Raw genomic sequence first — 24,959 nt, forward strand, 5'->3', positions numbered from 1 at the left:
ACGCATGACTCTCTTACTGGGTGCCAGCTTGTTGCTGGCCGCATGTTCATCCATGCAACCCAAGCCAGCCACCGCCGATGAAATGCGTAAAAGGGTGGTGGACGATCAGGTGAAGATGTACGCCGAACAGGAACCTGTTACCGGGCCGATCACCTTTTATGATGCCGCTGCCCGGGCGCTCAAGTACAACCTTGATTACCGGCTCAAGCTGATGGAGTCGGCGCTGGCCTCAAAAATCCGGGATGTATCCGCTTACGAAATGCTGCCGCGTCTGGTCGAGTCGGCCGGATATAACGCACGCAACAATGACTCTGGTGGCACCTCTATCGGCATTGAAGACCGCACGGTCAGCTTGCGGCCATCCACCTCTGAAGAGCGCTACCACAAGCTCAATTCACTGGGTTTGAGCTGGAGTTTGCTGGACTTTGGCGTGGCGTATTACCGCACGCAGCAAAAAGCCGATCAGATGCTGATGGCTGACGAGCGCCGCCGCAAAGTCGAACAAAACGTGCTGCAAGATGTGCGCAATGCGTACTGGCGCGCGCTGGCTGCACAACGCCTGCGCCCGCAAGTTGACGAACTGCTGGATCGCACCCGCAAAGCGCTGGATGCCGCCCGCCAGGCGCAGGACAAGGGGCTATTACCGCGCCAGGAAATTCTGGCTTATCAGCGTGCGTTACTGGATTCCATCCAGCTGTTGACGGTGCGGCGCCAGGATCTGGAATTGGCACAGTCAGAACTCGCCGCATTGATGTCGTTGCCACCCGGCTCACCCATGATCCTTGAGGACACCGAAGAAAAAGGCCTGCCCGACATGAATGTGAGCGAGCAAAAGCTGGAAACGCTGGCTCTGGAGCACCGGCCCGAAATCATGGAAGAGTGGTACCGCAAACGGGTAAACGAAAACGACCTGAAAGTCGCCAAAGCGCAGCTGTGGCCAAACGTGAGTCTGGACGTCAACACGCAGTATGACTCCAACGCCTATCTGTACAACAACACCTGGAATGCCATCGGACTGAATGTCTCGATCAACCTGTTGAAACTCTTGCAGTACCCCTCGCTCAATGAGGAACAAGACGCCCAGGCCGCCACCGATGACATGCGCCGCATTGCACTTTCCATGGCGATCCTGACGCAGGTGCGCGTAGGCAATCTGCGCTACCGCCTGGCGCGCGAAGAACTGAACTATGCCGATGAAAGCTTGCGTGTAGACCGATCCCTCCTGGACTACGCCCAAGCTGCAAAAACCACTTCACTGGGCTCGGAACTGGAGGTCATCCGCGCCGAAGGCCGCTATCTGCTCTCGCGCTATCAACGCGAAGCAGCGTACTCAGATACCCAGGCGGCATGGGGCCGTCTGTATAACTCCATTGGCTTTGACGTGCTCCCGGAAAGCGTAGAGAAATATGACATCAAAACCCTTGCTCAAGCGATACGCCAGACCGTTATGGCGACGCCTCAATTGCGGTCTGACATTCTGGAAAAAGCCGTACCTGTCCCGATTAGCGCATCCAGCCCGGCCGCGGCTCAGTAAGACGGCGTTACTGCTGCTGGCCATGGGGTTGAGCACCAGCTTGACCCTGGCCGCCAGCAAACCGGCCGACACGCCCGATGACACCAACGCTATCCGGGTTCTGCTGGCCCCCAAGCTGGAAACCACGCTATCGAGCCAGATGAACGGCGCGCTGACCGACCTGAAAGTGTCGCTGGGTAAACGCGTCACCAAAAGTGCTGTGCTGGTGCAACTCGATTGCGCAGAGGTCAAAGCACGTGCAGGTGTGGCCAACGCTGAACTCAATCTGGCCAGACAGAACCTGGAAGCGAAAAAAGGCCTGCAAAAACTCAATGCCGCAGGCGATATTGAAGTAGCGGCCATGCAGACCGAAGTGGACAAAGCCTCCGGCACGCTTGCGCTTACCAAAGCCCAGCTAGGCTATTGCCAGATCACCGCGCCGTTTGCCGGCCGTGTGGCCAAGGTTTACGTCAAGCCCTACCAGACGGTCAGCACCGGTACGCCGCTGCTGGATCTGGTCAGCGACGGTCCCTTGAAGGTACGCATGAACGTGCCCTCAGCCTTGCTGGGCAAGCTCAAGCCAGGCATGGCGCTGGAAGTAAGCATTCATGAAACCGGCAAGAGCTATCCGGCCCATATCAGCGTGGTCAACGCACGGGTAGATGCCGTGGCACAAACGGTGGAAGTGGAAGCGCAACTGGACAAGGAAAATCCGGAACTGATTGCCGGCATGAGCGGCACAGCCCGGATTGCGAGTCAATGAACGACACCGCCTTACCTCACCCGCAACTATTGCTGTATCTGGATAGCCTGCGGGATCGCGCGCTGGCCGCAGAGTCACTCAATGCGCTGGCTTTTTCCATGGCCAACGATCTGTACGCACTCTTGCAGTTCAGACAAGCCATGGTGTTTGCCATTCAGGGCAACAAGCCAGCGTTGCTGAGCATTTCCGGCCTGGCCAAACCCGCTGAGGACTCGCCTTATCTGGTCTGGCTGGATCGGGCGGCCCGGTGGATCAACGATGCAGTGCCCACCGCTGACCCGCTCTGGCTCACACCAGATCCGCCGGATATTCCTGCAGATATCCGTGAAGGCTGGGCCGAGTGGTGGCCGGCCGGGGTCTGGTGTGCGCCGGTAGTGACTCAGGACGGTCTGCGCCTGGGGTTCTTGCTGATCATGCTGGAAGCGCCCCCGTCGCAACCGCTGGTTGAAAGTCTGTCGGGCGTGCGCGCGACCTGGGCCTATTGCTGGGCCGCGCTGACCCGCCAGCAACGGATTTTGTGGTGGCGCCCCAGCCGCAAGCAACTGGCCATTGCCGCGGTATTGCTGGCCGCGTTGTTGCTGGTTCCGGTACGCCAAACCGTCCTGGCACCCGCCGAGATTGTCTCCAGCGATGCGCAAGTGATCAGTTCTCCGATTGATGGCGTGATCCAGCACATCAACGTCAAACCCAATCAGCTCGTCGCAGCGGGGACCAGTCTGTTCAATCTGGACGAAACCTCATTGCGCGGCCGGGTGGAAGTACTCTCCAAACAGGTCGCAGTGGCCGATGCAGAGCTGATGTCTGCCAGCCAGCGCGCGTTTGATAACCCGCAATCCAGAAGTGAGCTGGCGGTGCTGGAAGGCACTGCCCGGCAGCGTCGTGCTGAATTGGCCGCCGTGCAGGCGCAACTGAAAAGAACGCAAGTCGTCGCGCCAGAGGCCGGCGTCGCCGTATTTAGCGACCCGAACGACTGGCTGGGCAAACCTGTGGTCACTGGCGAGCGCATCCTGCAACTGGCGAACCCGGATAAACCCGCAATTTTGATCCATCTGGCTGTCGCCGATGCCATCGCGCTGGAAGAAGGCGACGAAGTCACCCTGTTTCTCAGCGCCTGGCCGCTCTCGCCAGTGCGCGGCAAAATCATGGAAACCAGTTATCAGGCCAAAACCGGCGATGATGGCGTGGTGGCGTACCGGTTGCTGGCCAGCATAGACGGTCAACCCGCTCATGCCCGTTTGGGGCTGCACGGCACGGCCAAACTCTATGGTAGCCGCGTCAGCCTGGGTTATTACCTGCTGCGCCGCCCGCTTGCCGCCGCACGCGCCTGGACGGGTTGGTGATGTTCTCTGCAGCTGGTTTGCCTTTTTCACCGCTGCGTGAAGACCTCAAACTGATCAAGGCTGCGCCGGGCCTGGATGGCGAACCTGCGTGGGTTATTCAGGACGCCATCGTGAACCGGTTTTACCGTATCGGCTGGCTGGAGTTTGAATTTCTCTTGCGCTGGGGCTTGCCACCGGACCGCATCTGCAGCGATATCGCCGCCAATACCGCACTCAAGCCCGACGAAGGCCAACTGGAAGATTTTCTGCGCTTTCTGGACGGCCATAACCTGCTGCGCCCTACGCAGGAAAAGCTGGCCAGACTCAAACAGCAAGCCACGCATACCGAGGTCTTGTCCTGGCGCTGGCTGCTGCACCACTACTTGTTTTTTCGCATTCCACTAGTCCGCCCGCAGCGCTTTCTGGCCTGGCTGGTGCGATATCTGGGCTGGCTATTTACCCGCGGTACGGTGATCGCGGTGCTGCTGCTCACGCTGCTGGGCCTGACGCTGGTGCTACACCAGTGGGATACCTTCACCAGCAGCGTGGTGGAATCGTTCTCCATGCAGGGCATTCTCAGTTTTGCCCTGGCACTCGCGTTTGCCAAAACCTTGCATGAACTCGGTCACGCGCTGGTCGCCACCCGGCTGGGCTTGCGTGTAGCCCATATGGGTGTGGCCTTTGTGGTCATGCTGCCCATGCTGTACACCGACACGGGTGAAAGCTGGAAACTGCCCAACGCGCGCCAGCGTCTTGCCGTGGCCTCTGCCGGCATTCTGACCGAACTGGCACTGGCCGGACTTGCCACGCTGGGTTGGGTCCTGGCTGAACCTGGTGCATTGCGTAACGCGCTTTTGTATCTGGCCACGACGAGCTGGGTGCTGTCGCTTGCCTTGAACGCGAGTCCCTTCATGCGTTTCGATGGCTATTTCATTCTGTCGGACTTGCTGGATTTCCCCAACCTGCACGAACGCGCTTCTGCCCAGGCCCGCGTGGCGTTGCGGCGCGGGCTCTGGGGGATGGAAGAGCCATGGCCAGAGCCCTTTGAGCCGCGGCAGCGGCGCTTGTTGATTACATTCGAATACATCACCTGGCTGTATCGCTTTACCCTCTTTCTGGGCATCGCTGCAACGGTTTATCTGTTCTTTTTCAAACTGTTGGGCATTGTTCTGTTTGCCGTCGAAATCACCTGGTTCATTGTCATGCCCATCTGGCGCGAAATGAAATACTGGTGGGCCAACCGTTCCCATATCAAACCTGGCCGCCGGCTTGTTTTCTGGGCACTGCTGGGTGGCGGCTTGATTCTGGCGGCGATCCCATGGCAGCGGCAAATTGCCGCGGTGGGTGTCGCCCGGACGGCGCAGCAACTTCGTGTGTTTGTGCCCTTCCCGGCCCGGATCGTCCAGATTCATCCAGCCGGGCAAGTTCAGACAGGCGATCTCTTGATGGCCATGGACGAGCCTGATATCACCGCCAGACTGATAGGCAGTGAAGCGGGCCGCGAGGGTTACGAGGCCCGTCTTGCCGGTCTGATTGCCGATGACAAAGGCCTGGATGAGCAACTGGCCACAGAAGAGCAAGCCAGCGTGCAGGCCCGGGAGTCAAACTCCGCCCGCAAGGAAATGGCCCGACTTACGCTCAAGGCCCCATTTGCCGGGCGCTGGATGGATGTCGACCCAGCCTGGCGGCAAGGGCAATGGGTTGGCCCCAAACAAGCCATTGGTGTGCTGGTGAACCCGGCACATTGGCTGGTCGATGCGTATGTGCGGCAAGACGATGTTCAGCAGATCAACACCGGTGACAGCATCCGTTTTTATCCGGATGGCGAGGCGCACGCCTTGCAGGGCAAGGTGCTCTCTGTAGGCAACACACGGGTGCGTCAGCTGGATTACCCCATGCTCTCGGCCCGGTTCAAGGGGCCCGTTCCAGTCGCCGCAGCGGAAGATGGCCTGACCCCCAATCCGCCTGTGTTTCACGTGTTGATCCAGCTCACTCAAGGGCCTGCTGGTCTGCAAGAAACCCGTGGCCAGATCCAGATTCTGGGCCAGCGCCAGAGTTTGCTGGTGCAAGGAGCCACCCGGCTGGTGTCCGCCGTCTTGAAAGAAAGCGGCTTTTAGGCCGCCACCGCCGTCAGACCGCGTTTGCGCCACAGCAGCCACAGTGGCACCAGCACTAATGTGAGCAGTAGATAGAGTGCAATCACGGCCAGCACCGCAGGCTCGTCAGGGAAATTCAGATGCGCAATCGCCATGGCGATCCCCGGGTGGCGGGATGCCGTGGCCAGTGCCAACACCGTGCGGTCGTCCTGCTCCGGCCCGCCCAGCCATTGTCCGGCCAACAATCCGCACACGATAAAGAGCACCAGCACGGCAAATGTGCCATCGCCCAGTTGGGCCAGCATGGGATGCCATAGCTTGTACAAAATGGGAATAACCATCAGTAACAGGATCAACCCGCCCACCCGCGCCAGGCGCGGTGCCCACTGCTCTGCCAGCGCAGGCCAGCGTTGATGCACCAACGCGCCAATCGCCAGCGGCAACAACACATTGAGAAACACCACCGAGAGCACATGCACTTCGGCGCTGGCCAGGGTCATGTCGAAGATGAGTTGCAACAGTTGAATGGCAATGGGTATCCAGATCACCGAGAACAATGACGCCGCCACCACCAGACCTACCGAATGAGAGGCGTCCCCCCCGGCGCGGGTCTGCTTTTTGGGGAGTAATGGCGGGATGGGCGCCAGCGGCAACACCAGAATCACGACGCTGACGGCGTGGTCGAGTCGGAACCATTTGCAGACCACAATGGCCAGCACCAGCATCACGCCGTACATACACACCAGCGAGCGCACCAACGTGCCGGGGTGGGTGCGCATATACAGCAGATCGGCCGGCCGGGCAGTCAGCCCCAGGGCCAGGATCATGAGCACAATGCTGGTCTTGAGCACGATCGGAACAATTTCTGTCAGCGCCATGTGCAGATCCGCAAAAATGAGTGCCACGAGGCGGCACATCCTGCTTCTGCTTAGCCCATGATGCCCGTTTTCAACAGCCCATCAGACAAAGTACAAACCCGGCCCGGCGATCAACTGCTATTTTGATGACGAGAACCACTTGCCGTAAATCTGCTCGTAGGTCCCATCCACATACATGGCCAGTAACGTTTCGTTGATGGATTTCCGTATGGCGTTGCCGTTGGCAATTGCAATGCCGTATTTCTCTGGCCGGAAGATGGGCCCGACCACGGTAAACATGTCGTTGCCCTGCTGGGCGGCCCAGTACTGCAATGTCGGCGCATCGTAAACAATGGCCTGAACGTCACCGCGCATCAGCAAATCCCGGGCTGCCTTGGCAGTCAGGACAGGTGTGAATTTCATATCGCGGCGGGTCAGGTATTCAGCGGCAATGCTGCCCGGAACGGTAGCAATGGACTTGCCGGGCAAATCATTCGGACCGCGAATACTGGATGCCAGCCTGGCAACCGTTTGAGACGAGGTCACCGTCGCCGTGAGTTGCGCAATCAATAGCACCCCGATCAGCCACATGGCCGGGACCAGAATGCGTTTCCAGAGGCCGGCTTTGTCCCGCTCACCATGTTCCCCGGTCGCAATAATCAACATGGTCACCCACAGCCCCTCACCGATTGCGCGCCAATAAGGCTTCTGGAAGGCTTTGTCGTTTCTGCGTTCCAGCAGCCAGACGAGGTTGGCCAGAATGAACACAATCACGACCGTCATGGCAACCAGTTGGCCGATCGCCGCCCAAGGCGTCGAATGTATGGCTGACATAAACGAGTTTTCGTTCTGGGTGCGCACCAGAATCTGCAAGCCGGAATCAAAATACGGCAGGGAAAAATCGACAACCCGTTCGCCCTCTGGCGTCATGGTGATCGCCGCAATTGCGACATCCGCATCGCCCCGCTTCACACTGGGTAGCAGTTCAGCCTGGGTCGCCACTTTGGTCCAGACAAACTGGACACCCATACGACGCGCAATCTCGGTCCAGAGATCAATGCTGAACCCTTCTGGCACGGCGGTTTGCGGCATTACAAAAGGCGCCACCGATGCAATGGCTACGCGTAACGGCGCTTTGGCAGCGACCGTAGATGAAGCCGCCACCCGTTGATCGGCCCCCGCCCTGACAGGCTGCGTCTGGTCCGCCAGCACGGAGGAGGATCCGGCGGGCAGCACTGCGGAGGACCACATCAGCCAGGTCAGTAGCGCAAGCAACCGCATGATCAGGTTCATTCAGTGCTCACCTTTGTCAGATACTCCAACGCGCCAGACCCATGCCGGCAAAACCTGTGCCCGAATCAGTTTGCACCCAGAAAAAGCTCGGTGTAGGCCACGCCCTTGCGGCCCAGATAGGTAGTCTGCTGGCCAGTAATCCAGACAATATAGCCAACGCAGCCCGCAGCCATCGACTGCGCCACAAAGTCCGGATACTTGATCACTCCGCTTTGCGCATTGCGGATCACCTTGATCAGCGCCGGTTTGTCGAACAAGCGAGGTATTGTCATGACGGGGATCACGACCGACAGTGCGCAAGTCTGGTCATCCGGCATGTAGTAGGTGGCCGTCCCCGTGCGGTAATCAACAAGATAAGACTCCACCCCGACCATCATCAGGCTACCGATTTCCGCCCCGAAACTGACTCGACCACTAAACGCATCGTGGTTGCTTTGTTCAATCACTTGCCGGACAGCACCATCCATAGAAGGCTCCCTGCTCGGGTTGGGTGCGGTTTGCACACCCTGTGCGTGTATGTGACTCCTGATGCGGCAAAGAGATCGCTCTTGTCAGGGCGATCTCTTCTATCTGCCGATCCGCATTGCGCCCAACCGTCCACCAGGGCGCTTGTTGAGCCTGGGACGTTCAGCTAAAACCGGCTTCTACTGGCATACCAGATGGCATGCCAAAATGCCAGAAATGAAAACCCCCTGATGCAACAGGGACTTTTCCAGGCCTGAACGGGTAATTCCTGGCATAAGCATAAACATCCCCTCGCACCCTCTCGACGGCATCATGAAAGTGATTGCGGGGTTGCTTGGTCTTGTCCACGTCGGCCCGCTCGTCGCGCAGTGGTTTGACCTTGGTGGGCGAAGGGCCGTGTGATGGTCAGTCAGCCCAGGACAGCCCGAAAACAGCCCGATGTCATTGGCCCGCGCCGTCAAACCCGCTGGTCGTGAATCACACATGTCTTGCCGGATTAGATCAGGCTGTCGCAAAGCCAGGATGATGGAATTAACGCGCCCAGCGCTTGGTGACGGGCCGGCAGATGAAAACCGGAACGGCGTCGCCACAGTGGCCTGCCTGGCCCATACCCGGGCTCAACAAGGTAGCCATCGGCAGCGACAAAACCCGCGTCGCCCCCCTTCGTCATTGGCAAGCAGGCTAGCGAGCAATGCCAGCGAAGACCAGCCTTCTGTGCTCATGCTCCACGTTGACGAGCGCCCCCAAGCGGGAGGTACACGATCTCCAGGACTTCCGCCGGTCGGAAACCTGTCCCCATAACGGGGCATGATGCGTTGAAAGCGTATCCAACCTGTCTGGTTTTTCTTCCAGAACCAGATATTCCGGAAAAAAGGCACCCGAATGCTTGTTCCGGTCGGCTGGTATCAGAAGCCCTGATTAGCGCAAAACTGACAGGGACAGTAGGTTTTTTTCTTCAAAAAGACGCACACCGCCATCTTGATTGCCTGAATCAAATATATTTCCCGGCAGGTTTCCTTCTTGGCAAGCCAATATCCTGTTTCCGCTTGCTGCCACCACCGCGCAATGACTCGCGCGCATCATTCCCAATGGGCATGTGAGACTTGCGCCTTCTTGCAGGCGTGAGTTGAACAGCACCGCAAATCCTTCTCTGGCATCAGGACGCAGACCATTTTCTCCATGGGGCTACCTCGTCAAACCTCTGCCGGCATGCGTACAGCAGCGGACACAGATCGGGATCTTTGTTCGTACAAGGTTGTGCAGGCAAGCAGCATTGCAGGTGTAGGGAATCCGGGCCGGAATCCCGTCATCGCTTTATTTCTTGTGTAAATACTTACTAGTATTTCACAAATTCTTATATAATTCTTTTCCTGGATTTTCGTCTGTCGTAAATTTATTTACGAAATTTGAGGTACACGGATACATTCGCCGCTGGTTTTATTAGCCAACGAATGGAGATGAACATGTCCGAAGTACTTGATACGGCGAAATTTGTCTGGGAAATCATGAAAGATGGCGCCAAGCTGACCACTGCGGGGCAGACGGTGAATCTGCTGCCCCAAGGCACCAATGTTTCTGACATCAGCAACTGGCAAGGGCCGGTGAGTTACCCGGAATACTACGATCAGTTGTCTGCCATTTTTGAAAGCACCCTTGCTGCGTTCACGCTTACCGCGAACTGGCAATATAACGGTACTTATATCGCCAACTTCAATGTCCTTGTAGAAGGCTCACTGGACGTGCTCTCCACGCTGGACGTCAGCGCGACAACCCTGGCCGGCTCTTTTGCGGACGACGGGGTTGCAGAATTGCCTTATCAGATTGCTGTGGTGTTCAAGAACGTGATCGGGGGCTCCCGCGAGACTGTCTTTCGCGGCGTTGCCCGAGGGGATGGCGGCGGGCGTTCTACTGCCTGACCGCTTTTTCTCTCTATTTCCCGATCCCCGGCTTTCTTGAGGCAACAAATAATGGCCGATGAATATAGCGAACCAGGCAAACTGGTGCTGTCCATACTTGACCTGTTAATCCAGCGCGTAAAGTCAACACGTCCAATCAATACCAACGGCAAGGAGCTGAGTACCGGCTTCGTGTACTCCCAACTGGTACTCGGTATGCCCTGCAATCCACAGGACTATATGAACCCGTGGACACCGACAGGCACCGTGCAAGATGCCGTCAAAGCACAGCCGAACCTTGCGTCCCCCGCAGGCACCCCTGCCGGAACACCAGCGCCGGCCGTCGATTCAACCGTGCAGCACGCGCTGAATGCAGCGTGGAAAACCTCGCGGCTGGTCGACACCATGCTGATGGTTACTAACGACGATTCGTACCTTGAGTATGGGGCGGGCGGGCGACACCTGAGTTTTGCCTATGAAGGCATCATCACGGCAATGCAATCAACCGACAGTGCCGCAGTCTCTCCAGACGTTGCTGAACGCGTCAAAAATGCGGAAAAGGTGTTGTTCGAACTGGACCCATCTGACGGCAGCATTATCGGCAAATCAAAGCTGTACAAGAATTACACGGCCAATGCGCTGGCCTACGCCAACGCCAAATCCGACCTTGCAGAAAAGCAGGCGGAAGTATTGGGCAATCCGGCAACAGCGGCGTCGTGGCCACAGATGGCAGAGCGCTATCAGCAACAAGTCGATATCGCCTGGGATACCTTCAAAACGGAAGGAGCAGATAAGGTAGAAGCCGCAGTCGACGTCCGCGAATCTGTCGGGATCAGCATGGAAAACCATATGATCGCCCGTGCCAAGGATATCTTTGACAAATGGAACCTGGCGGGTCTCTCCGGTGTTGCAGAAAGAACGCCGTACGCTTTTATCTCGCCCTCGGATTGGGCGGACCCCCAAGCAGACACGTCTGGCTGGCAAGGATTGTCGATTGATCAACGCTCCTACAATTCGCGGAGCTCATTTCAAAGTGCTGACTACGTAAAACGGCAATACAAATATGATGCGTCGGCCAGTAGCGGTGGTGGGGGTGTAGCTTATTTCGGGTTCGGGGCGTATGGCAGTGGCGGCAACACATCTCTGGATGTCCGCAATACCTATCAGTCGCAGGATGGCTCCAGCTACCAATTCCACAACGATGCCAAAAACCTGTCTATTTCGCTGGAATATGCCCTTTGTTCTGTCGACCGCCCGTGGTTCATCGGAGACCTGTTTTACCTGCACAATTGGTACTTGCGGGGAAACAAAAAAAACAGCATCAGTGATGGCACCGTCGCCGGAATGCTCCACGACAGCAGCGGCAATTTCCTCCTCCCCATGATCCCGACCCAGTTCCTCGCAGTACGCAACATCACGATCAGCGCCACCCAGTCTGATTGGGGTCAGGACGGCCAGACGCTGCACAAAATGTACACAGACAGCAAAACGCATGCAGGCACCTGGACCGCCAGTGGCGGCGGCGGCTTCAGTTGCGGCATCTTCACCATTGGTGGACATGGCAGCCATTCTTCGACTCACACTGATACCTCGCTGGAGAGCATCAGTTCAGATGACACCAGCAGCGCCTCCGGCTGGTCGTTTGATGGCGAGAAACTCGAAATCAGAGGTACACAGATCATCGCCTGGCTCAGCGAACTCCTACCCCCCGCGCCAACCCAGGACGCACCACCAGTCTGACCCCGCCGGAGGGCGCCATGAGCACAGATCTGAATCAGTTAATGACGCAGATGTATGCGTATTTTCAGCAGCGCTATCACCTGTCAGGTGCGGATGCTGGCCCTGGCGCCCTGTTTCTGGCCTTTGAAGCCATTGGCACAGCCGTGTCTCCCGGCGATTTCAAACTTTTGCCCGGAGACACGACCTTTAATCCCGCGATCATCCAGCAACACGGCTCACATCTTGTCGACTTTGTGGTCGAGCTGAATGATCAAGGGCTGATAGCACCTCGCGGAGACTTGTCCCCCACGGTAGAAAGGCAATACGCCTATCTGCTCAATACAGCGCGCCCCCCTGCCGATCCGGCAAAGATGGATGCTTTCTTGCAACTGCAGGGTCAGGCCAAACGTACGCTTGATGAACAAAAAGGCACGGTGAGTTTTGAAGAGTTCATGCCTGTCTCATTTGTCCCTCAATTCTGGTTTGATCCCGCGCAATCAGATAACTGGACGAGCTACGACGCAGCCGATGCCCCGGCACCAGTGACATCCCCCCCTTCACCGCCAACCGGTCTCCCCCCCTGGCGCTGGCGGTTATTAAAGGAGCCCTCGCAGGAGGTGTGGGCAGGCATGGCTGCAGCACTGGGCACGCATGCGCCCCTGCCCACGCACGCTGGCTCAATCGGGCAGCCCCGGCCTCTAGAAGCTTTACGTACGGGCTCGCAGAGCCTTCCCGGCATCACGGCACTGACCGGCACTTCCGCACCTCAAGCTGCCAGTCGATTGCAGAGCCTGGCGCCCAGACCCGTCCTCGTGAATCTGCAAGCCAAAACCGTCGTCGATTTGCCAACGGCCCAGCCCGATTCAGCAAACTTTACGATGTCATTTGAGTATTGTGTGGTTGCGGTATCGCGCCCATGGCTTGAAGCGGCTTTTATCGTAGAACCCGGCTGGTTTCTGCCAGGGGAACGCGCCGGCTCCTGGTCCTTGGGAAAATACGACCCGGTTCCCCAGCGATTTGGATACTTGCCCGCCAAGTTACTCGTTATTCGGAACCTGAAAATCAGCGCGACATGGTCACCGCAAGATATCTCGAATGTGGAGAGTGGCGCTGCCGCAATCGGTCCTTTCTCGCTATTGGGCTCCAGATTTGAAAGTGGCAACATCACCGTTCCAGGGATGCAGGCCGTCGGCTGGTTTTGCCAGATCATGCCTGCGCTGCCACCCACACCAGACCCCGCTATCGCCCTTCTTTAAAATGCCCGCAGGCATCCGGTCGGATGCAACTCTCCCGCAGTGGCTAACCGTCAATGGGGATGTCAAGGCAAACGCTGGCTCACTTGATTTGCAATGACAGCGATGCAGAGCTCAAAGCGCCAGGCCAGGCGTTCAGGGCGGCATCCCTGCGTATTGCATCCCAATGGTTCTGGCAACCAGCGCAAATCCTGCCACGCAAATAAAAAGCGCCTGAGGGTGCCCTATACGCCAGACAGAAAAACGGGCCACCAGAGAGTGGCCCGTTGTGTGCGAGCTTAAACTTGCGCCAATCCACCATCTACAAACAGTTCTACACCATTCACGAAAGAAGATTCATCCGACGCCAGGAACACCGCGGCACTGCCAATTTCCGCTGGCTGCCCGACCCGGCCCAGTGGTACTTGTGATGCCAGATAGTCCAGCAAACCCTGCTGTTGCGCCACGTCATCACCAACCAGCTCTACCAGCCCCGGTGTCTGGATCGGGCCGGGTGAAAGCGTATTGATGCGAATTGCACGACCTTTCAGATCCAGAATCCAGCTACGCGCCAGGTTGCGCACCGCCGCTTTGGAAGCACTGTAGATACTGAATGCCGCCGTACCAAGTACCGACGTCGTTGACCCCGCGAGAATCACCGATCCACCCGTTGTGGCCTTATCCAGCAGCGGCAGGGCCTTTTGCACGGTAAAGATCACGCCTTTGACGTTGCGGGCAAAGATGTCATCGACGTGTTTTTCCGTGAGTTCACCCAACGGCAGCATATCGCCGCCACCCGCGTTGGCGTACAGCACATCCAGCCGGCCGTGACGTTCCTGAACCTGGGCGTAGAGGCGGTCCAGATCTTCCAGTTTGGTGGAGTCCGCCAGCACGCCGTAGGCATTGACCCCAATGGCAGCGACAGCGGCATCCAGTTCGGCCTTGCGGCGGCCTGTGATGTAAACAATCGCGCCTTCAGCAGCAAACGCTTTGGCAGCGCCAAGACCAATCCCGGTTGTACCACCAGTGATAACTGCAACTTTATTAGCAAGACGATTAGCCATGATGTGCTCCTTGTTTCATGTGTGGTGAAGAGGTGAAGCCACTTTATTCAATTCGCACAGATGGATAAACTAGCAAAAAATCATTTTATAATTTCCATACATGAATAATAAGCCCACAGGAAAAACGCACCGTGGATAACCTGCTCGCCCTGCGCGTTTTTGTACGGATTGTGGAATCTGGCGGTTTTGCCAAAGCAGCAGACGCCATGAACCTGCCACGCGCGACCGCCACCAAGCTGATTCAGGAGCTGGAAAAACACCTGCGCATCAAGCTCTTGCACCGGACAACGCGGCAAGTCAGCGTGACGCCGGAAGGCGCCGCGTACTACGAACGGGCGGCGCGATTGATCGCTGAACTGGAAGAGATGGATGAAGCAGTGTCCAACTCGCGCGCGCAACTTCGCGGGCGCATTCGGGTGGATGTGGGTTCTGTGCTGGCCAACCAGATCATCATCCCCGCCCTGCCGGATTTTCGGGCTCGTTACCCGGAGCTACAGATTGATCTGGGCGTGAGCGACCGTCCGGTCAATCTGATTGGCGAAGGTGTGGATTGTGTGATTCGCGGTGGCGACCTGGCAGATACCTCCATGATCGCACGTCATCTGGCTGATCTGGACTGGATCACCGTTGCCAGCCCGGTTTACCTCAATGCCCGAGGCAAACCCCAGCACCCCGATGCATTGCAAGCGATCACCCCAGCCAACCCAACCAGTCCCGCGATAACACACCTGCCAGGGCACGCCATCGCTGGCTATTTTTCATCGCTGTCTGGCCGCGCCTTCCCACTTGAATTTCACAAAGACGGCGAACGCATTCTGGTCCACGGCGACGCTGTGGTTGCGGTAAATGAAAGCACTGCACATCTGAACACGTTACTGGCCGGCGTCGGAATTGGTCAGACTTTCCGGTTTGCCGTTGAGCCCTGGTTACGTACCGGCCAGTTGCAGCAAGTCCTGCCAGACTGGACCCGCCCGCATCATCCACTGCATTTGCTCTACCCCATGAACCGCCACCGGAGTGCCAAGCTGCTGGCATTTGCGGACTGGATTCAAGACGTATTTGCACCGTTTAACTGCCGTGGCCGCTAGCGCACCGGCCACTGCCGCGCGCACTGACCAGCAGGTCACACAGACAGGTGCGGGCGGCCCCCAGGATCAAGGACATGTTGCTTCAGGAAGCGCCTACCCGCTGTCCGGTAATCCCATCTGAACTTTGCGCTTTCGTCTTACCGAAATCCATTTGATCAGCCTACATCTTCATGCCCGGTGCACGCCGACACTGCAATCAGCCCGACCAGTCAGGTCTGGCGCGACAACAGGAGGCCCGGATCATGCACCCCACCGCACCGCTGGTGACCGAACACCCAACCCCGGGGTTAAGCACCCCACTTTCCCATTCACTAACCAGCGGCCTGTCATGGAGCGCGATTCTGGCTGGTGCCACGGCTGCCGCCGCACTTGCGTTCATTCTGGTCATTCTCGGTTTTGGTTTGGGTTTGTCCGCCGTCTCACCGTGGACGAACACGGGAGCCACCGCAGCGACAATGGGTATTTCCACCGTGATATGGCTGGCACTCACGCAGATTGCTGCATCGGGACTGGGCGGGTACCTGGCCGGGCGTCTACGCAATAGCTGGGTCGATATCCATACGGATGAAGTGTATTTCCGCGATACCGCCCACGGCATGCTGGCTTGGGCGATTTCTACGTTGGTGACGGCAACCCTGTTGGCCAGTGCCATTGGCACGGTACTGAGTGGCGGCGCCGAAGCCGGAGCCGGGGCACTCCGCGCCGCCACAACCGGCATCGCCACCGGCACAAGTCAGATGGCGGCGGCGGGGCCCAACGCAGCCAACGCGACCAATAGTTACTATGTCGACATGTTGTTCCGCACCAATCAGGCCCCGACGGACACGCAGGCGGCAGACGCCGGCAGTCGTGCTGAAGCCACGCGAATTCTGGTCAACGGCTTGCGCACTGGCACCCTTGACGCCCAGGACAAGCAATATCTGGCCAGCGTCGTGGCCCGGCAAACGGGGCTAGACCAAGCCACGGCCCAGGCACGCGTCAACCAGACCTACGAGCGCCTGACCCGCGCCGTGAATGAGGCCGCCGAAACCGCCAGAACCGCGGCCGACAAAGCCCGCAAAGCAACCGCCTATAGCGCATTGTGGATGTTTGTCGCTCTGTTATGTGGCGCGTTCTTTGCCAGTTTCTTTGCCACTGTCGGCGGTAAACACCGTGATCGCCCGGGCGTCATCGCGCAGGCCTGATGTGCACCGTCACCGTTTAAGGAGATTGAAATGCGTTCCCTGCTATTGTTTTTCCTGGGCGTACCGATTCCGATCATTATTTTGATCGCCATTCTTTTTCATTAAGCAACACGTACCCCGCTATCTTTCACGTTCGCCCCACTTTGCTGGGGCGAACCCGATTGGGCCCATGCCAGATGCCTCATTTCAGCCCCGCTAAACACCGCAGTGCGTCTATCTCCTGCAGGCCGGATCATGGGGCATCGGAAATATCCATGAGCTCGTTGGTACTCCACCCATGCTCAAGAGCCTGAGGCGACTTCTGCTTGGGGGCATTGCTTCCTTGAGCAAGGCACAGTTACGCCAGCAAAAACAGCTGACCAAGGTGATGTTGGGCAGCAAACCGCGCAAAACCCGCAAAAGTAGTTCGAAGCCCACCCGCAAGGCGAACGCCACAAAGGCAGCCCACACCACGACACCCCTACCCGGGCGCTGGATTAACTCCTGGTACAACTCCGCCACGGACGATTTGCGCCCTCCCTACCAGCGGCTGGGTTATAAACTCTACCTCCCCAAACACCCTGCCAGCATGCCTCTGCTGGTCATGCTGCATGGCTGTGAGCAAAACGCGGACGACTTTGCAGAAGGCACCCGCATGAACCGGCTAGCCGCAGAAAAAGGCTTTGCCGTGCTCTACCCGCAACAGGCCCTCCGACGTCATTCCCAACGTTGCTGGCCCTGGTACGAAAGGCACGTCCAGGAAGGTGGTGGCGAGGTGCCTTTGATCATGGGGGCAATAAACAAAGTGCTGGCGCAATACAACCTCGATGCCACGCGAGTCTATGTCGCAGGCATTTCAGCAGGCGCAGCAATTGCCCACATCCTGGCCTTGCATTACCCGGAACGCATCGCGGCTGTTGGCCTGCATTCTTGCCCCGTTTATGGCGCGGGCAACGGTAAGCTGAGTGCGTTAATGGTGATGCAGGGCGGTACGTTGCGGGGCGGCAGCGGCACGATGGCAGAGGCATTAGTACGACTTGGGGAGACGTTGCGGATGCCAGCAATACTGCTGCAGGGTCATGCGGACAAAGTGGTAAGACCCATCAACCAGCAGCAGTTAGTACAGCAGTTCATGACGCTGAATCAATTACAGGAAACGGATGCCAGGCAAACCGTGTTCAAGCGCAGCGGGCGTGGCCGCAATGCGCAGGGGTATCAGATTGATGACTATGTCGTGCGACGCAAATTGCTGCTCAGGGTATGCCGCATCAGCGAACTGGGCCACGCCTGGAGTGGTGGTGACGGCACGATCAAATACCATGCTGACAATGGCCCGGACGCCAGCAAGTTGATGTGGGATTTTTTTACCCGGCACCGCCGGGCGGCACCTCGCCAATCAATGTGACCAGGTCATCCCGGATTTTGATTGCAGGCCGTTATTCAAAAAATTTTGCCCGGAATTCATTGCGCCGTACCGCCTGGTGCCAGTGTCACCCTCACCTCTCCCCCGCCCCTTGTTTTCTGCGCAACGCCGGCAAGCCGCCACGGGCGTCGACACGGCTGCGCTTGCTGGCCGGTCTGTGGTTACGTGGACTGGTGATCTCATCATTCTCTTTAAGGCACAAGCGACATTCCCCTTTCTAATTCAGACGTAACAACCCTGACCTGAGCAGTTCGCGAGGCGCGAATTCCAGACTGCGGAGTTGATAGCGGCTTTGCGGATTGTCTGTTCCACAGGATCTCTGGGCTCTTTGCCTGTGCCACTGCATCCCGCTCAAGCAAAGTGATTCGCGTAGTGTTCTCAACCAGTCGTTCGCGGGCTTCAGCACTACGGCTAAATCTCCCCGACCGTCTGCACCCGATCTTTCTCAAGGCCTCACATGTGTTCTTCCGCGCAAAACATCGTTACTTCAGATGATTCGGTTGCTGGTGGCATCTGGACTCCAGCAATGAAAAAGCCACCGGGGCGTGGCTTGATTTTGTTGGCTTGACGTGAAGAGGTGTAGCATCCCGCTTCACGTGAAGCAAAGCTTCCCAATAATAGTGCTGAAGGGTTAATTTGTAGATGGGTTCATATCGCTTGTTGCTGGCCATCGCGGTCATGCTCTCTCATGTCTGGGGCGGTTTTCTCGGCCACAATCAAGGGGTCGCTGCTGTCGTTTCGTTCTTCTTGCTCAGCGGATTCGTCATGACAGCCCTCATCCGGCGGAACTACAACTCGATTGATCGGGTTGGGATGTTCTACGTTGACCGGGTCATGCGTTTGTTCCCCCAGTTTCTTTTCTACCTCGTTGCAACCATTATCCTTTTCAAGGTGGCGCATCCTGTTTCCCCATTTCTGTCGGGACTCACCATATTTAAAGTTCTGCTCAACTTCTTGATGTTGCCCCTTGGTTTCTTTATGTATGGTCTTGTTGACGCGTTACTGATTCCGCCATCTTGGTCGTTGGGGCTAGAACTGACGTTTTATTTGGCAATACCCTTCATATTGATTTACCGCCTCGAAAAGTATGCATTTGCGATTTCTGTCGTGATTTTTATGTTGGCATATTTTTCAGTAATCAACACAGATACCTTTGGCTACCGTCTGCTACCTGGCACGTTGTTTATTTTTCTTTGCGGAAGCTTTCTGTACAAACTCGAAAGTACCAAACGCAAAGCTACACTCATTGGCAGTTTCATTATTGCGGCAATAATGTTCGAAGCTGTCCGAAAAGTGCCATCGCTTCAGGTGTTCTTTAACTACGAAGTGTTGATCGGGTTATTGATTGGCTTACCAGTAGTAGCGGTGCTTTCCAGATATAAATCTGGATTGGTGGACGAGACCCTTGGAAACATCAGCTATGGCGTGTTTCTTAACCATAATTTTGTGATGTGGACAGCCCGGTGCATGGGAATGGACACTGGAAAACCTGGCAGTATTGTCCTTCTCATTTTGGTATCCATCATGTTGGCTTGGGTTACCTACATGCTGATTGAACGCCCGGTAATTCATTACCGTCGCAAGTTGCGCAGAAAAGCAGATGGCAATGCTGCGTTGCTGCCTCAAGCCATCTAACACTATGGTTTCTCCTGCTGCAGTTCAAGTATTGGCCAGATATGCGGGACGTTCCGGGAGATCAGGTACAGTGCCTGCGGACGCTATACTGACCGTATGCCGAAGTGCCTTTCGGCAGTAAATCCATTCATCTGGCGTCTTTACTGCATTTTCGTAGCAGCGCAAAACCAATCTATCGGAGTCATTGAGTGCGGCAATTGCCGCACTCTTGGCGCGCGAAATTTCCGCAGCCATACCCGAATGCAGTGCAACCACCGCGACTGCCAGCGGTTTCATTCACTCCATCAATACCATCTTGTCCGGTGGGGCAGCGGCTGGCCCGCGTATGCATCTATCTGGCGAGGCAGTTCCGGCAATCCTTTTGCGTTCAGACGCGCGTGGTTGATCTTGCGGGTTAGTTTCGCCATAGACGCCCAGTGACAGGATCTTGGCGGCGCGATGAAAGTGATGGTGAGAACGCCACCACTTTGCGCCGGTCGGCTGAACGTGCAGGGGAAGGCCCTCACCGTCTGCGAGTGCGTACGGTTTTTCTCTGGGCTGGGCGGCTTTGATGATGGGCTCGATCAGGTTCGCGGCGGGTGATGTGAGTGACTAGAGCGATAACCCGGTCTGTCTGGTTACTCACCGACCTACTCACAAGGAGCCGACTTTCCTGCGAATAACAAAAAACCCCGTGAACACCAGGTTTCATCGGGGTTTTGTTGCCAACGATTGGCATCGTTGAAAGTATCTGTGGCGGAGAGAGGGGGATTCGAACCCCCGATAGGCTATTAACCTATACACGCTTTCCAGGCGTGCGACTTAAACCACTCATCCATCTCTCCGCAGAGGAGGCCGAACTATACTTGATCCTGAAAAAATTGCCAAGCCTGATTGGCAATAAAGCGCATAAACCTTTATTTGTACTCGATTTCTGGTCGTTGTCAAAACGGGTGTTTGCGGGTCGCGTGCGGCTCACAGGGTCGATACAATGGGTGCCTCTGTGTCCTGCTTCACATTGGTGCCGTGGGGCTGTTGATCATCTGCTTTAAGGAAAGCCCGCGCGTGAGCCAGTTCGAGCGTCTGACCATTGATGACATTGCCCGTCTTGCCAAAGTATCCCGTACTACGGCCAGCATGGTGCTCAACGGCTACGCCGAGCGTTATCGCATTTCCAAAGCAACGGTAGAACGCGTGCTACAGGTGGCCGCAGAGCATCATTTCAGCCCATCACAATCGGCCCGGGCCTTGCGCTCACGCCGTAGCCACACGATCGGCCTTGTGATTCCGGATCTGACCAACTCGGCCCATTCGGCCCTCGCACAGGCAGTGGAAACACAGTGTCGTGAGCGCGGTTATCAGATGATGATGGTGACAAGTGATGAAGACCCGGCGCTTGAAACGGAATGCATTGCGCATCTGGTTGCGCGGCAGGTCGATGGTGTCATCGTCGTACCTTGTGCAACGGACCCTCAGCACTATCAAAAATGGCTCAAGCGTTTGCCGATCGTTTTTGTGGATCGGGCGGTAGAAGGTTTGCCGGTACCCTCAGTCATTACCGACGCGACAGGTATTGTCGCCGGGCTGATTGGCGACGCGCTGGCTGCTGGCGCGCGGGAAGTGGTGTATTTCGGCGGGCAACCGGAGATCTCTGCCAGCCGGGATCGCCTTGCCGGATACACGCAAGCGCTCGCTGCACATGGCCTGCCCGTGCGTGACGAGCTGGTATTCCAGCGTGACTATCAGCGCGAATCCGGTTACGCCATGATGCAACAGTGGTTTGCCGCGCATCAGCGCTACCCTGAAGTACTGTTTGTGGGTGCAATCACCTTGCTGGAAGGTGTACTGGCATTTCTGAACGAACAACACAAGCTGACCCAGGCGCCGGGGCGTTTGCTGACCTTTGACGATCACCAGTTGCTCGACTGCCTGCCCTTGTCGATAGATGCCATCGTGCAAGACGCCAATGGTCTGGCGGGCGAGAGCCTGTCACGCGTACTCGCTTTGCTGGAAGGCCAGACCCAGGCCGGCAGTACTCGCGTACCTGCGCGCGTCCATTACCGTAGCCCGCGTGCCGCTGTTTTGTGATTTGCTTTGTAACTGGCTAGATACCCGCGTTTTGCCATGCAGCGCTACACTGCTGTATGAACCCGTAGTTGATGTGGACCCGACAGCATGCCTTTTCATCTGACCTACCCCAAAGTCGTCGCGCTGGGCGGAGGCACTGGCCTTTCTTCCCTTTTGCGCGGGTTGAAGCATTTTCCGGTGGATATCTCCGCCATTGTCACCGTGGCCGACGATGGCGGCTCATCAGGCATTCTGAATCGCGAACTCAAAGTGCCACCGCCCGGCGACATTCGTAACGTATTGGTCGCGCTCAGCGAAGCAGAGGGTATTTTTCGCGATCTGCTGCAGTTCCGCTTTCAAAGCGATGAAGGCGGCCATTATCTGGATGGCCATTCGCTGGGAAATCTATTGATTGTCGCCATGTTCAGCCTCACTCATGGCAATTTTGTCGAGGCCGTGGAGAACATTGGCAAAGTGCTGAATATCAAGGGCCGCGTCTACCCCGCTTGTCCGCACGCCACGGTCTTGCATGCCCAGTTGCAGGATGGCCGCGTGGTGAAAGGCGAATCGCAACTGGCCTTTCAAGGCTCCCGCATCCAGCGCGTATTTTTTGATCATGATGTCCACGCCGAACCCCAAGCCGTCAAAGCGATCGAAAACGCAGATGTGATCGTGCTCGGGCCGGGTAGCGTGTTTACCAGCGTGCTGCCCAACCTGTTGCTGCCAGAAATCGCCGCTGCCATTAATGCCAATACCCGGGCCGAGAAGGTCTATATCTGCAACCTGATGACCGAACACGGCGAAACGGACGACATGTCGGCGTCCCAGCATGTGCAAGCCATTCTGGATCACGGCATTGAGCGTGTAAGCAAAGTGATTGTGAATGAAGAAAGCTTGCCGACTGACGTGCTGGGCCGTTACGAAGCCGAGGAAGCGCGCCCGGTGATCAACGACTTTGAAAAGCTCTGGGAAATGGGCGTAGAGGCCATCTCTGCGCGCATCGCCAACCTCAGCGATGGCACTGCGCGGCATGATCCGATCAAGCTGGCTGCCGCCGTCTACAGTATTGCACTGGGCAGTGTCTGAAAGTACGCCTGGCGGCAAAACCAACAAATGCGTCAGATTGACGCAGGGATAAATCGATTTTGCAATGACCACGGCATATAATCGCCGCGATGAAGCCATGGCCCTTTCCGGGCGCCCTGCCCGGCCAGCGCTTCAGATTTCCTTCACGCCCTCGCGGCGTTTGCCTTCAGGATCAAAATCATGAACAAATCCCTGGTTTTCGGCGCTGCTCTCGTGATCGCCACTTTTGCCGCCGGCGCACAAGCTGCCGGTTGCGGCAAGCCGCGCAATGCGTTTGATACCGTCTACTGTGCCGGCAACCTGTTCTCGCAAACCGACAAGTCGCTTAACCAGACTTATTCTGAACTGCGCAAGCAACTGACACCGGATCAGCAAAATACGCTCAAACAAGGTCAACTGGCCTGGATCAAGAATCGTGACGCCAAGTGCAGCCGCGAAGAAGGCGATATGTACTTTGTGAATCTGGATTGCGCCATCACCATGTCGCAAGAGCGTCTGGACTTCCTGAAAGAACGTCAGCGCGAATGCAGCAGCACCGGTTGCGAGGCCAGCAAGCTGGGCCAGTAAGCCCTTTACGGCGCTTTGCAGACAACAAAAAAGGCAGCGCAGGCTGCCTTTTTTGTTGTCCAGCATATCCGGTCCGGACATCAACCCACAGAGACCGGAATCTTGCCGATCTTTGCTTGCCACTCTTTCGGGGCCACGGCGTGCACCGACGTACCATTGCTATCTACTGCAACGGTCACCGGCATATCCACCACGTCAAACTCATAAATGGCTTCCATACCCAGGTCTTCAAATGCAACCACGCGGCTGTGCTTGATCGCTTTGGAAACCAGATAGGCAGCGCCGCCGACCGCCATCAGATACACGGCCTTGTTATCCTTGATGGCTTCCACGGCGGTCGGGCCACGTTCAGCTTTGCCCACCATCCCCAGCAAGCCGGTGGTTTCCAGCATCTGACGGGTGAACTTGTCCATGCGCGTTGCGGTGGTCGGGCCAGCCGGGCCGACGACTTCATCACGTACCGGATCAACCGGGCCAACGTAGTAAATGAACCGGTTGGTAAAGTCGACCGGCAATTGCTCGCCCTTGTTCAGCATGTCGATCATGCGCTTGTGCGCCGCATCGCGGCCGGTCAGCAGCTTGCCGTTTAACAGCAGGGTCTGGCCTGGCTGCCAGGTGGCGACTTCTGCCGGCGTCACATTGTTCAGATCAACACGCGTCGCGGCGGCCGATGGCGTCCACGTGACATCCGGCCAGTCTTCCAGCTTGGGCGCTTCCAGCTGCGCGGCGCCGGAGCCATCCAGCACAAAGTGCACGTGGCGGGTTGCAGCGCAGTTGGGGATCATGGCAACCGGCAAGCTGGCAGCGTGGGTCGGGTAATCCTTGATCTTCACATCCAGCACAGTCGCAAGGCCACCCAGGCCCTGCGCGCCAATACCCAGCGCGTTGACCTTTTCATACAACTCCAGGCGCAGTTCTTCCACGCGGTTTTGTGGGCCGCGGGCGATCAACTCGTGGATGTCGATTTCTTCCATGAGCGATTCTTTGGCCATCAGCATGGCTTTTTCTGCTGTACCACCGATGCCGATCCCCAGCATCCCCGGCGGGCACCAACCTGCGCCCATCAGCGGTACTGTCTTGATGACCCAGTCCACAATCGAATCAGACGGGTTCAGCATGACAAACTTGGATTTGTTCTCAGACCCACCGCCCTTGGCGGCGATGTCGACTTCAATGGTGTCACCCGGCACGATCTCGTAATGGATCACGGCTGGCGTATTGTCTTTGGTGTTCTTGCGACCGCCTGCCGGGTCCATCAGGATGGAGGCACGCAGCTTGTTGTCCGGATGCAGATACGCGCGGCGCACGCCTTCATTGATCATGTCGGTTACACCCATCGTCGCGCCGGCCCACTGCACATTCATGCCGACGCGCACAAAACAGGTGACGATGCCAGTATCCTGGCAAATAGGACGATGCCCTTCCGCACACATGCGGCTATTGGTCAGGATCTGCGCGATGGCGTCTTTGGCAGCCGGGCTTTCTTCACGCTCATAAGCTTCACCCAAAGCCTTGATGTAGTCGGCGGGATGGTAATAGCTGATGTATTGCAAAGCGTCGGCGACGCTTTCGATCAGGTCGTCCTGGCGGATGACGGTCATGACGTACTCCGTGGTGCAGGCAGGTAAGAAGAGAAACGAGGATTTTACCCTGGCCCGTGTAGTCATGCCCAAGCGGGTTACACGTATAGCACTGAACAGTTAGTTCGGTACGCAAAACACCTTATTTGTCAGTG

At 57.1% G+C, this 24,959-nt stretch carries 20 protein-coding genes and 1 tRNA gene; 14 read left to right on the plus strand and 7 right to left on the minus strand.

Annotation, left to right across the window (positions count from 1 at the left end; genetic code table 11):
• Window positions 1–4: 4 nt before the first annotated feature.
• From IEX44_RS03500 to IEX44_RS03515, 4 genes are read left to right on the plus strand one after another with little or no spacing between them, the layout of a single operon-like run.
• Entirely contained in the window at window positions 5–1,534 is a 1,530-nt protein-coding gene (locus IEX44_RS03500; protein ID WP_188690378.1) for a TolC family protein, read from the plus strand.
• Window positions 1,535–1,556: 22 nt separating this feature from the next.
• Window positions 1,557–2,276 (plus strand): efflux RND transporter periplasmic adaptor subunit, encoded by a 720-nt coding sequence (locus tag IEX44_RS03505; protein WP_188688877.1) that lies wholly within the window; start codon window positions 1,557–1,559, stop codon window positions 2,274–2,276.
• The gene (locus IEX44_RS03510) at window positions 2,273–3,616 is read left to right on the plus strand and encodes an efflux RND transporter periplasmic adaptor subunit (RefSeq protein ID WP_188688880.1); all 1,344 of its coding nucleotides are present in this window, start codon (window positions 2,273–2,275) and stop codon (window positions 3,614–3,616) included. The genes IEX44_RS03505 and IEX44_RS03510 overlap by 4 nt, the downstream gene beginning before the upstream one ends.
• On the plus strand, window positions 3,616–5,712 hold the full coding sequence (locus tag IEX44_RS03515; protein ID WP_188688883.1) for a site-2 protease family protein: 2,097 nt from the start codon (window positions 3,616–3,618) through the stop codon (window positions 5,710–5,712). The genes IEX44_RS03510 and IEX44_RS03515 overlap by 1 nt, the downstream gene beginning before the upstream one ends.
• Here the strand turns inward: IEX44_RS03515 and IEX44_RS03520 are convergent.
• The 3 genes from IEX44_RS03520 to IEX44_RS03530 all read right to left on the minus strand — a co-directional run bounded on the left by IEX44_RS03520 (window position 5,709) and on the right by IEX44_RS03530 (window position 8,308).
• The gene (locus IEX44_RS03520) at window positions 5,709–6,569 is read right to left on the minus strand and encodes a bile acid:sodium symporter family protein (protein WP_229678723.1); all 861 of its coding nucleotides are present in this window, start codon (window positions 6,567–6,569) and stop codon (window positions 5,709–5,711) included. The genes IEX44_RS03515 and IEX44_RS03520 overlap by 4 nt on opposite strands.
• 117 nt (window positions 6,570–6,686) lie before the next feature.
• Window positions 6,687–7,841, minus strand: a complete 1,155-nt coding sequence (locus IEX44_RS03525; protein ID WP_188688888.1) for a transporter substrate-binding domain-containing protein — start codon at window positions 7,839–7,841, stop codon at window positions 6,687–6,689.
• A 65-nt stretch (window positions 7,842–7,906) separates the two neighbouring features.
• A complete protein-coding gene (locus IEX44_RS03530; RefSeq protein WP_188688891.1) occupies window positions 7,907–8,308 on the minus strand; it encodes a DUF1398 family protein in 402 nt (133 codons plus the stop codon).
• A gap of 1,461 nt (window positions 8,309–9,769) precedes the next feature.
• Between IEX44_RS03530 and IEX44_RS03535 the strand changes: the two genes are divergently transcribed.
• The 3 genes from IEX44_RS03535 to IEX44_RS03545 are packed head-to-tail and all read left to right on the plus strand — an operon-like array spanning window position 9,770 to window position 13,176.
• Window positions 9,770–10,222, plus strand: coding sequence for a hypothetical protein (locus IEX44_RS03535; protein WP_188688892.1), 453 nt, complete (start codon window positions 9,770–9,772; stop codon window positions 10,220–10,222).
• Between the two features lie 51 nt (window positions 10,223–10,273).
• Complete coding sequence (locus IEX44_RS03540) at window positions 10,274–11,941, plus strand: hypothetical protein (RefSeq protein WP_188688895.1); 1,668 nt, start codon at window positions 10,274–10,276, stop codon at window positions 11,939–11,941.
• Between the two features lie 17 nt (window positions 11,942–11,958).
• The gene (locus IEX44_RS03545; protein ID WP_188688898.1) at window positions 11,959–13,176 is read left to right on the plus strand and encodes a hypothetical protein; all 1,218 of its coding nucleotides are present in this window, start codon (window positions 11,959–11,961) and stop codon (window positions 13,174–13,176) included.
• Between the two features lie 275 nt (window positions 13,177–13,451).
• On the opposite strand, the gene IEX44_RS03550 is transcribed toward IEX44_RS03545, so the two are convergent.
• On the minus strand, window positions 13,452–14,216 hold the full coding sequence (locus tag IEX44_RS03550; protein WP_188688901.1) for an SDR family NAD(P)-dependent oxidoreductase: 765 nt from the start codon (window positions 14,214–14,216) through the stop codon (window positions 13,452–13,454).
• Window positions 14,217–14,347: 131 nt separating this feature from the next.
• On the opposite strand from IEX44_RS03550, the gene IEX44_RS03555 reads away from it, so the two are divergent.
• From IEX44_RS03555 to IEX44_RS03570, 4 genes are all read left to right on the plus strand, one after another.
• Window positions 14,348–15,304: a LysR family transcriptional regulator gene (locus IEX44_RS03555; protein WP_188688904.1), complete on the plus strand. Its 957-nt coding sequence runs from the start codon at window positions 14,348–14,350 to the stop codon at window positions 15,302–15,304.
• A 242-nt stretch (window positions 15,305–15,546) separates the two neighbouring features.
• The gene (locus tag IEX44_RS03560) at window positions 15,547–16,488 is read left to right on the plus strand and encodes a hypothetical protein (RefSeq protein WP_229678724.1); all 942 of its coding nucleotides are present in this window, start codon (window positions 15,547–15,549) and stop codon (window positions 16,486–16,488) included.
• A gap of 277 nt (window positions 16,489–16,765) precedes the next feature.
• Window positions 16,766–17,872 (plus strand): extracellular catalytic domain type 1 short-chain-length polyhydroxyalkanoate depolymerase, encoded by a 1,107-nt coding sequence (locus IEX44_RS03565; RefSeq protein WP_229678725.1) that lies wholly within the window; start codon window positions 16,766–16,768, stop codon window positions 17,870–17,872.
• Between the two features lie 660 nt (window positions 17,873–18,532).
• Entirely contained in the window at window positions 18,533–19,525 is a 993-nt protein-coding gene (locus tag IEX44_RS03570; RefSeq protein ID WP_188688907.1) for an acyltransferase family protein, read from the plus strand.
• Between the two features lie 276 nt (window positions 19,526–19,801).
• On the opposite strand, the gene IEX44_RS21275 is transcribed toward IEX44_RS03570, so the two are convergent.
• Both IEX44_RS21275 and IEX44_RS03575 read right to left on the minus strand, forming a co-directional pair.
• On the minus strand, window positions 19,802–20,092 hold the full coding sequence (locus IEX44_RS21275; protein WP_373287768.1) for an Arm DNA-binding domain-containing protein: 291 nt from the start codon (window positions 20,090–20,092) through the stop codon (window positions 19,802–19,804).
• A 166-nt stretch (window positions 20,093–20,258) separates the two neighbouring features.
• Window positions 20,259–20,349 (minus strand) — tRNA-Ser (locus tag IEX44_RS03575).
• A gap of 220 nt (window positions 20,350–20,569) precedes the next feature.
• On the opposite strand from IEX44_RS03575, the gene IEX44_RS03580 reads away from it, so the two are divergent.
• From IEX44_RS03580 to IEX44_RS03590, 3 genes are all read left to right on the plus strand, one after another.
• Window positions 20,570–21,592: a LacI family DNA-binding transcriptional regulator gene (locus tag IEX44_RS03580; protein WP_188688910.1), complete on the plus strand. Its 1,023-nt coding sequence runs from the start codon at window positions 20,570–20,572 to the stop codon at window positions 21,590–21,592.
• A gap of 87 nt (window positions 21,593–21,679) precedes the next feature.
• Window positions 21,680–22,657 carry a gluconeogenesis factor YvcK family protein gene (locus IEX44_RS03585; protein WP_188688913.1) on the plus strand — a complete coding sequence of 326 codons (978 nt, stop codon included), beginning with the start codon at window positions 21,680–21,682 and terminating at the stop codon, window positions 22,655–22,657.
• 180 nt (window positions 22,658–22,837) lie between these two features.
• Window positions 22,838–23,224 carry a lysozyme inhibitor LprI family protein gene (locus IEX44_RS03590; RefSeq protein ID WP_188688917.1) on the plus strand — a complete coding sequence of 129 codons (387 nt, stop codon included), beginning with the start codon at window positions 22,838–22,840 and terminating at the stop codon, window positions 23,222–23,224.
• 80 nt (window positions 23,225–23,304) lie between these two features.
• On the opposite strand, the gene IEX44_RS03595 is transcribed toward IEX44_RS03590, so the two are convergent.
• Complete coding sequence (locus IEX44_RS03595) at window positions 23,305–24,825, minus strand: fumarate hydratase (RefSeq protein ID WP_188688919.1); 1,521 nt, start codon at window positions 24,823–24,825, stop codon at window positions 23,305–23,307.
• Window positions 24,826–24,959 lie beyond the last annotated feature (134 nt).

This window comes from Silvimonas amylolytica (assembly GCF_014645555.1).
In the GTDB taxonomy this organism is placed as follows: Bacteria; Pseudomonadota; Gammaproteobacteria; order Burkholderiales; family Chitinibacteraceae; genus Silvimonas; species Silvimonas amylolytica.